The 9,628-nt window shown below is 67.9% G+C and carries 4 protein-coding genes; all 4 read left to right on the top strand.

Annotation, left to right across the window (positions count from 1 at the left end; all coding sequences use genetic code 11):
* Window positions 1-1,345: ATP-binding protein (locus CCS38_RS00080; RefSeq protein ID WP_223731103.1), on the top strand; the 1,345-nt coding region annotated here is incomplete at its 5' end.
* The gene (locus tag CCS38_RS00075; RefSeq protein WP_223731102.1) at window positions 1,336-1,662 is read left to right on the top strand and encodes a hypothetical protein; all 327 of its coding nucleotides are present in this window, start codon (window positions 1,336-1,338) and stop codon (window positions 1,660-1,662) included. The genes CCS38_RS00080 and CCS38_RS00075, both read left to right, overlap by 10 nt.
* The gene (locus CCS38_RS00070; RefSeq protein ID WP_223731101.1) at window positions 1,659-8,735 is read left to right on the top strand and encodes an eCIS core domain-containing protein; all 7,077 of its coding nucleotides are present in this window, start codon (window positions 1,659-1,661) and stop codon (window positions 8,733-8,735) included. Before CCS38_RS00075 ends, CCS38_RS00070 begins: the two co-directional genes overlap by 4 nt.
* Before the next feature lie 32 nt (window positions 8,736-8,767).
* Complete coding sequence (locus CCS38_RS00065) at window positions 8,768-9,454, top strand: hypothetical protein (protein WP_223731100.1); 687 nt, start codon at window positions 8,768-8,770, stop codon at window positions 9,452-9,454.
* Window positions 9,455-9,628 lie beyond the last annotated feature (174 nt).

Raw genomic sequence — 9,628 nt, 5'->3', positions numbered from 1 at the left:
CGCAGCCGCGGACGCGTTCATCGCGGGCGCCGCCGTCCCCCTCGCCGCGGCCCGCCGATCCGGCCTCGGCCTGTACTCCATGGCCGCCGACGACATCCCCACCGACGCCACCGAACGCGACCGCCTGGCCCGCCTGTGGCAACGCGAGGCGATCCTCCTCCCCGCCGCCCTCCTGATCGAGGCCGGCGAGCTGGACCGCGAACAGCACGCAGCCGCGGACGCGTTCATCGCGGGCGCCGCCGTCCCCCTCGTCGTATCGAGTCCCGACCCCCGCCGTACGGAGCACCCGCGCGGCGAACGCGTCACCGTCCCCAAGCTGTCCGACGAGGAGCACCTCGGCCTCTGGACCGACGCCTTCGCCGACGTTCCCGAGGTGACCGACCGACACCTCCAGGCCCTCGTCGCACAGTTCCAGCTCCCGCCCCACGTCGTACGCTCAGCCGCCGCTTCCGTATCCCGCGACCTGCCCCACGCCGACACCCTCGACGGCGCGGAACTCGCCTGGCAGGCCGGTCTCACCGAGGCCCGCATGGGCCTGGACGAACTGGGCCGCCGCATCGAACCCCGCGCCGGCTGGGACGACCTGGTACTCGCCGACCGCCAGCTGCGCATCCTCCAGGAGATCGTCGCGCACGTGCGCCAGCGCAGCACGGTCTACCAGGACTGGGGCTTCGCGAAGGCCCTCCGCAGCGGCCTCGGCGTCACGGCCCTCTTCGCGGGCGGCTCCGGCACCGGCAAGACCCTGGCCGCCGAGGTCATGGCCAAGGAACTGGGCCTCGACCTCTTCATCATCGATCTCTCCCAAGTCGTCAGCAAATACATCGGCGAGACGGAAAAGAACCTCAGCCGAGTCTTCGACGCGGCGGAACGAGGCGGCGCGCTGCTGCTCTTCGACGAGGCCGACGCCCTCTTCGGCAAGCGCAGCGAGGTAAAGGACAGCCACGACCGCTACGCGAACCTGGAGGTCAGCTACCTCCTCATGCGCATGGAGGCATACCGGGGCCTCGCCGTCCTCACCACCAACATGAAAAAGGCCCTCGACTCGGCCTTCATGCGCCGCATCCGCTTCGTCGTCGACTTCCCCTTCCCGGGCGAGAGCGAGCGCGCCGAAATCTGGCGCCGCGTCCTCCCGCCCCAAGCCCCCACGAAGGGCATCGACCCGTCCCTGCTCGCTCAACTCACGGTCGCCGGCGGCTCCATCCGCAACATCGCCCTCTCGGGAGCCTTCCTCGCCGCCGAGGAGGGCGACCACCTCCAGATGCGCCACATGCTGGCCGCGGCCCGCACCGAATACCTGAAGCTGGAACGCTCCTTGACCCCGTCGGAGGTCCACGGATGGGTCTGAACGAGCCCGAGCCGCAGCGCTCTTTCCGCAGCGAGTCCGATGCGCCGCGGTCCTTCCGTATCGACATCGGGGAACTGGTCCTGGACGGCTTCGACTCTCGCGTCGACCCCGACCGGGTATCCGTGGCCTTCCAGCGCGAGCTGACCCGGCTCGTAAACGAGCGTGGCGTACCACTGGCCGCCGACGGCTCCCCTGTCTCCCTGGACGGGCTGACCGGCCTGCCCCCGCTCCCCCGTACAACGTCACCGGTGCGCCTGGGCGAGGCCCTGGCCCGCTCGGTACACGCGGGCCTGACCGGTCGGGGTGAGGCCCGATGAGCACGTCCCACTCCTCCACTCAGGACAACAACCAGTCCACCGCCGCCGACAAGCGCCGCAAGCGCAGGGAACGCAACGCCAAGTCCCGCACCCCGGAACCGAAGGACATCGTCAGCGGCGCCGGCCAGCCCCTCGACCTGAGCGTCCGCCGCGACCTCGAAGAACAGCTCGGCCACGACTTCAGCCAGGTACGCCTCCACACGGACCGCGACTCCGGCCAACTCGCCGACATGATGGGCGCCGACGCCTTCGCAGTAGGCCAGGACATCTTCTTCGCCGAGGGCACGTACCGCCCGGGCACAGCCGACGGCCAACGCCTCCTGGCCCACGAGCTCTTGCACACGGTCCAGAACCCCCACGGCCTCGGCGCCCTCCGCGCCGGCCGCGACCTGGGGTCCGTATCCCTCCCCCAGGAGACCATCGAACGGGAGGCGGAGTCCGCGGCCCGCGATTCGGTACTGGGCGCACTCCGGGACTCGGCACGCACGGAGGAACCGCCGGCGGCCGAGATCGAGGAGGGCCAGGCGACGCCGGGGTGGCTGCGGTACGCGACGGTGGACGCGGACCGGCGCCGCATGGAACAGCTCGACCCGGCCACCCTCGTCGACCGCCTCGCCAACGGCGTCCTCCGCTCCCTCCGGGGCGACCCGCAGGACCTCTCGGGCCGGGTACGCCTGCAGCTGGCACAGATGTCGCCGGACGTGCAGGAATCGGTACTGGACCGGCTGGAGGTACGCCTCCTCACGCCAGAGATAGACCGGCTGCTGGACCTGGTGGAGGAAATGGAGCACGGCCCGCTTCCGCTGGACGCGGCCAACGCTCCGGAACCCGTACGGGACGCGGCGGAGACGATCCGCGAGGAACGTGTCCAGCGGGCCGCCGCGGCCGATGGCGAGCGCAAGGGAGCGGAGCAGGCCGACGACGACCGTCGCCGACGCGACCAGGAACGCAAGGACGCGGACCCCGCGGGCGACGGCGGCGTACCGGGGCGCGACGACGCGTCCCGGCCCGTTCCGGGCGGCGTGGGCAAGGCTTCCCCGGCCGGAGAAGCGGCGGGGCAGGCGCCCGGCAAGACGTCCGAGCAGCAGTCCGGACAGTCCTCCGCCAAGGACAAGGACAAGGCCGGGGACGAGGCCAAGGGCAAGGAAGACGGTTCCGCGCGGCGGCAGGAAGAGGCCGAGGCCAAGGAGCAGGACAAGAAGTCCGCCGACCGGGACCAGAAGGACGACAAGAAGCAGGACGAGCAGCAGAAGGCCGAGCAGGACAAGGACGCCGAGGAGAAGGACAAGGGCGCCGAGGAGGAAGACGCCCAGGAACGCGCCGCGGAACAGCAGGAACAGCAGCCTGCCGGGGAAGAGCGTACGGACGAGGCCGGCCGGCACGAGGGAGCCACGGCTCCCGGGGCCGTGGACAAGAGCGCGGCGGAGCCGGGCGAGAAGGACCGCACCGGCAACGGCCACGCCGTCCGGCGCACCTGGGGCGATCCGGAGAACGAAGAGGACGCGGACGACGAACCGCTGGGTCTCGAAGAAGAAGCAGACGAACTGGACGAGGCAGAGGGCCAAGAACAAGCTGACGATGGCGGCGCGGACGCGAACACCGCAGCGGCCCCCAGAGACATCGAAGCCTCGATGCCCGAGAGCGGCCTGCCCGAAGGCGGCCTCGACGGGGCGGACCCTGAGAACATCGCCCGGAAGGACCCCCGGAGCTCGCTCGAGCGCCAGAGGAACGGCGTACCGGGGGTCATCGATTCACCCGCGACCCTGGCCCCCGCCATCGCGGCCGTGAGCCGGGCCGAGAGCGAGTCCAGCCAATCTGCGGCCGAAGAGGCGCCTTCCTCCCTGGAGAAGGACTCCCCCGACACCGCCCAGGCTCTTCGGTCCGGCACGTCCATCGCTCAGGAGGTCGGCCCCGACCCGGCTGTACGACCGGATCCGGACGCCGATCCCTTCGACGCGCCCGGCGCAAAGGGCCTGGACTTGACGAGTTCTCCCGACGCCGCTACGGAGAATGACCAGGTTGCCGAGCGGCAGGAGGATGCCGAGGCGAAACGCCGGGACGAGGAGACGCGTACTGGCGACAGCGGCACGACGGGAGAGACTCCTGGCGCCGGAGAAACGGCCGCGCCCGGACAGCTGGCAAAGGCCGATGAGGACGCACGCCTTCAGACGTCCACGTCGCCTCGGGACACCTCGGGCGCGAAGGACGAGGGCGGCAAAAACGTAGGCAGTCGTGCGGAGGGTGCCGGGGGCAAGGACACCGGGCCCTTCGAGACCACCGAGAAGGCAGGCGGTACGGGAACCGACTCCGCCGACAAGGACACAGGGCGGGCGGCGACCGAACCACTCCCCAAGGCGGGCAGCCCAAAATCGGATGCCCCCAAGGAAGACGCGAGCACCACGTCGGAGGACGGCGTCACCCCGGAGGCATCCAAGACGAAGGAAAGCGGCGGGTCGGACGTGTCCGAGGGCAGGGGCCCCGCTACGGCTGCGGCCCACGACTCGGGCCCGGAGAAGGTCTCCACCGCCGGCCCTTCTCCCACACCGAAGCTCGCCCCCGGCAATCGTCCCTCACCCATGTCCGCCGGGCCGGAGGCCAAGGACAACTCGCCGAAGTCCCAGGGGGTCTCGAGAACCGGCGCCCGGCCGAAGGTCGCCGCGCCCAAGCGGCAGGCGGCCCGCCAGGCCGCCAAGAACGTCCGCCGCGGTGGTGGCGGTGGAGGCGGCGGCCGCACGGCATCGGCTCCGGCCCCCGCCCGCGGCGGCCGCGGTGGCGGACGCGCCGCCTCCGCCCCTTCCAAGCCCAAGAAGGACGCCCCGGCCCCCGACGTCTCCAAGAGCACCCCTGAGGCGGGCCTCGCCACGGCGTCCAAGCTCAAGCCGTACCAGATGGTGGAGACTCTCAAGGGCGTCGACAGCGCGGTAGGCACCTCCGTCGACAAGGAGCGCACGGCCCTGCGCAAGGGCCCGCCCAAGACCCAGCGTCCGATCGGCTCGCCCAAGACCCTCCCGGGCGGACCGACCCCGGCCGCTCCCGGCACGTACTCCAACGCCAAGGTCTCCCGTACCGACGCCGCCAAGGGCAAGACGCCGGAGATCAACGGCGAGGAACGGCCGAAGGGCGAGGTGCCCGGCGCCGAGATGGAGGAGCCGAGCTGGTGGGACATCGGCGTCACCATAGGCGCCAAACTCCTGGGCAAGGTGCTCAAGGAGATCCTGCCGCTCGACGACCTGATCGACTCCATCCTCGGCATCCCGACGGTCGACGAGGGAATGAAGGGCAGCAAGGTCGGTGACGCCCCCGGCCTGCCGCTCCAGGACGACTCCGACCCGCAGCGCACGGACGAGCAGGGCCAGAAGCTCGACGAGCGGAAGAACGAACTGCACCGGTCCGGCCGTGAGGACGCCGCCCGGCCGATGGGCGAGGACCAGATCTACCCGGACGTCCCCAAGGAGACGCTGACCGGCAAGGTCCCCGGCGGCAAGAAGGGCGCCAAGAAGGGCGGCGGCCCCAAGGCTCCGGGCGGCGGCGCCGTCCCCATCGAGTCCGCCTCCGCCGTCGCCGAGCACGACCGTGGCCCGCAGATCCAGGCCGGCTTCAACGATGGCCGGCAGAAGATGGGCCAGGAGCGCAAGAACAAGGACGAGAAGGCCAAGGACGACAAGCAGAAGCACGACCGGGACCTGAAGCGCGAGGTCGACGCCAACAGCAAGACGCAGGCGAACGAACGCGAGAAGGGCCAGTCCGAGATCTCCTCCTCCCGCGAGAAGTGGCGGAAGGAACAGGACGACAAGGTCGAGGAGATCGACGGCAAGAAGAGCAAGAAGCACGAAAAGATCCGCAAGGACATCGACGACAAGGAAAAGAAGACCGACGAGGACGTCGACAAGCGGACCGAGGACGACAACAAGAAGATCGACGGCGAGCAGGACGGTGCTCAGAAAGAGGCGGAGAAGAAGCAGGACGACGGCAAGAGCAACGCCGACAACTGGCTCGAAGAGGCCATCAGCAAGCTCAAGGAGATGTTCGAGAAGCTCGTCAACGAGATCAAGGACATCTTCAAGCGGGCCCGCAAGGCCGTCACCGACCTCATCGACCGCTTCAAGGAACAGGTCTTCAAGCTGATCGATGACGCCCGCAATTGGGTCATCGAGCAGATCAACGCCTTCGCCGATGTACTGATCGCCCTCGGCGACGAACTGCTCGCCGAATACCCGGCGATGCGCGACAAGTGGCGCGACACCATCGACGGCGCCCGCGACTACGCCGTACAAAAGGTCAACGAGGCGGCGGACGCGCTCAAGGAGGTCGCCGGGAAGCTGCTCGACGGCCTGTGCAGCGCGCTGGTCGCCGGTCTCGACATCCTGGAGAGCGGGCTACTGTCGGCGGTCGAGGTCGTCAAGACCGCCACCGTCGGTGCGCTCGAGTTCGGCAAGCAGGTGGTGGCCGGGCTCGGCGAATGGGCCGCCATCTTCAACGACATCGTCTCCGACCCCGGCGGCTGGATCAGCAAGGCCGGAGCCGCCGCCGAGACGGGCGCGAAGGAATACCTCTTCGACGAGATCAAGGCCGCCATCAAGGAGTGGTTCAACCAGAAGGTCCAGGAAATCGTCGGTATCCCCATGGAGGATTTCCAGGAGCTGATCTCGGGCGGCGTCACCGCCGAGGAGATGGGCCGGATGGCCTGGGACGAGGCGCTCCCCCAACTCCCGGTGATCATCGGCGTAATGGTCATGGAGAAGGTCGTCGCCAAGCTCATCCCGGGTGCCGGCTGGGTGATGGCCATCATCGACGCACTCCAGGCGGCGTGGGGCGCGCTCAGCGAAATCCTGCGCGCCTTCGGCCTCTTCATGGACTTCCTGAAGTCGGTCAAGAGCGGGAACGGCGCACGGCCCTTCGCCAAGGCGGTCGCGGCCGGTGTCGTCGCCCTGCTCGAACTGATCTACCAGGCGCTGATAGAAGGCGTCAGCCGGTTCATGGGCGGGGTCACCCGCAAGCTCGGCGACATGCTGAAGGACATCCGCAGGAAGAAGAACCGCCCGGACGCGCCTGCAGCCCCCGGCCAGCCCGGGGCCCCGAACAACAAGCCGGGCGGGCACGACAGGCCGGCGCCGGCTGACCCGCCCCACCGGACCGACGAGCCGGGCCCGACCCACCAGCCCGGACGGACCGACAAGCCCGCCGACCGTCCGGCCCCGCACAAGCCGTCCCCGGACAAGACGTCCCGTCCGGAGCCGGGGCCTCGCCCCAGCAAGCGGCCTTCTCCCGAGAAGAAGCCGCGCCCGGCCCACCAGTCCAAGCCGAAGAAGAAGCGCGACGAGCACGAGCGCCGGGAGGAGGGCCGCGAGGTCAACGCGGCACGTCGACGCATGCGCGACGCGAAGCGCAAGCTGCGCGACGAGGACGACAGGACCACGCTCGACAAGCGCCGCGGCCCGGGCCGCGACACGCTCAAGAAGCGCCGTCCCGACGACCGCCACGACACGGACCGCGACAAGCGTCACCCGGACGACCGGCCCCGCGACGATGACCGTCCCGACCTGCGCAAGCCCGACGCCGACCGTCCGGACAAGCGCCGCCCCGACGACAAACACCCCGACAAGGACCGCGACAGGAACCGCGACAAGGACAAGTCCAAGGACAAGGACAAGGACGGCACCGACCGCCGCAAGCCCGACCTCGCCAAGAAGCGGTCGCGCCGCCGCCCCGAGTCCCGCACTCGCCGCAAGCTCCGCCGCGCCCGCCAGACCGTCAAGTCGGCCCTCAACCGCGCCCGCCGCGCCGCCCGCAAACTCTACGGCAAGGGCCGCAAACTGGGCCGCCGCCTCAACGACCGCACCCGCCGTCTCCACGACCAGTGGCGCCGCAAACACGACCGCACGCGCCGCAGCCCGGACAACCAACGGAACCGGGATGACCAGCAACAGGAGAAGCAGCCCGAGAACAGCATGCGCAACCTCGACCTGCCGACGGTGAAATACCGGGATGACAGCGGGAGGATGCACACTCTGCAGTTTCGTGGCCGCGGTGGTGGAGCGGACCTCGAGGTGCACAGCGCACCTACGGGAGTCCCGCGCTTCCTCCGTCTGTGGAAGCTGGACGCCGAAAAAATGGGGGAGTCGGAGGAGAAGGATCACCAGCTTCAGGCAATGCGTGCCGCCAAGAGTAACTACCTCAGGGTGAAAGAGTTGCAGAAGCGGCTCCCCCGCCGAGTGCCCAAGGGGCGAGGTGGTGCCGCATGGCTGGACGACTTCCTCGCACTGCGTACGCAGCTCAATCACCTGGCACAGAACATGGCGGAGAGGACCCATGGCGAGGAGAAACCGCCCCTGCCTCCCACGATCCTTCCTGCCTTTGCCGACGGAGTCCTCGCCCGCAATTACTCCAGGGCTCAGTACATTCAGCCCAGCACCCCCGACGGTGAAGCGTCGAACCTGGCAAAGACCGGCAACCCGAAGGGCTGGCAGGCTCTGCAGAAGGCCGGGCACACCGGTGCACCGGAGTACTGGTTGAGGATGCACCTGCTACCTGACCGCCTCGGTGGACTCGCCACCGGATCGAACCTCGTACCTGCACCCCTTGTAGTGAATAATCACTTCAAGGATGTAGTGGAGCTGAAGGCAGACAAGGCCCGCAGGAATCCCCAGATCGAAGAAATGATCTGGTATCGCATCGTGGTCAACTTCCACACCGGGCCGAACTACTACATCCCCAGCAACATCACGTCCATGTGGGGTGGCTATGAGGTCAATGCAAGCAACAAGTGGCAAGAGAAAAAGCCCACTGCAGCGAGAACTGTATCCGCAGCCATACAGCCGCCCGGCCACAAAGATCCACGAGTCGTAAACGCGAACAAGGATTCAGCCGCCAGGATCGCCGCCGTACTCAATACCACGTACAGCTTCGGCGATCGCATCCGGAAACTCCGCCCCTTTTCCGGCGCGGGCGAGCTCAAGAGAAAGTTGCGCGACTACGAGGCAAAGAAGCGACCGGGCACTCCCGCCCTTCCGGATTTCTCCGACGTCATGACAGAGATCGACAATCAGGCGGGCAAGTACCTCATTTTCGAATGACATCACCCCCCGAGATCGGAGACGCCCACCTCATGACCCGACTACTGGCTTTCGAGCAGCAACTTACGGACCTCACAGAGAGCTTGCTGCACCATCCGCGCTTTGAGATCGAAACTCACACTCAAGGATCCATTGACGAGGAGCGAAACGACGGGGCGGCAGTACTGGACAGTATCGACGAGTGGTACCAGGTGCGGCTGGACCCGGCGTACCAGAAGTGCATCAGCCGCTTCTCGCAGCTAGGCATGCACTGGTCGATTGACGAGCCCGACGTGCAGCTGACAGGAGAATTCAATATTAAATACCTCCTGGACGTAATCGGCGACGTCCCTCCCCACTTGGCCGGGGATGACACACCGGACGCCCGGCGGCAACTATTCTCCGATTTTCGCGTGATCGACGATACGCCCAGCAGCGGCACGGGAACTCTGTCTTCAATTCGCCTGCAGGGCACTTCCGTAACACCCGAATTGTGGTTCTTCGATGTCAGGCGAGACGTTTTCAGGATGGAGGTCGACTACTGCGAATACATGCGACACCTGTTGCTCACAAAAGGCACCTATGGCTGGCAGTATCTCTTCACTGACGCCCCTCTGCGGGACAGGGATTTCAAGGGCATCGTAAACGGACTCAAACTGATGCTCCAAACTTTTCCCGAGATCTTCCCCAATGAAGACTTTGCGCCCCTGCGGGCCCGGTTGGCCGAGCGCCTTCGCTAGGAGGGATTTCCATGACCACATACGCCGACATCCCCAAGCCCATCCGTTCCGGCATAGTCATCGTCGACCCCGAGCGGGGTACGCCGCAGCGGATCATCGTGCTGCAGTTCAACCCCGACACGCTTGAGCGTTCGGTCGCGCCCCAGGCCGCCGGTGGGGAAGGCGGGGGCCTGG

Source organism: Streptomyces purpurogeneiscleroticus (assembly GCF_020024005.1).
GTDB classification, from domain to species: Bacteria; Actinomycetota; Actinomycetes; order Streptomycetales; family Streptomycetaceae; genus Streptomyces; species Streptomyces purpurogeneiscleroticus.
Note: the sequence above shows the minus strand (reverse complement) of the source record. Positions and strands in the feature narration are given on the sequence as shown.

What these genes read in the sequence shown, in the direction of transcription:
- CCS38_RS00070 (WP_223731101.1), top strand. Translation starts at nt 1,659, where the DNA reads ATGAGCACGTCCCACTCCTCCACTCAGGACAACAACCAGTCCACCGCC.
- CCS38_RS00075 (WP_223731102.1), top strand. Translation starts at nt 1,336, where the DNA reads ATGGGTCTGAACGAGCCCGAGCCGCAGCGCTCTTTCCGCAGCGAGTCC.
- CCS38_RS00065 (WP_223731100.1), top strand. Translation starts at nt 8,768, where the DNA reads ATGACCCGACTACTGGCTTTCGAGCAGCAACTTACGGACCTCACAGAG.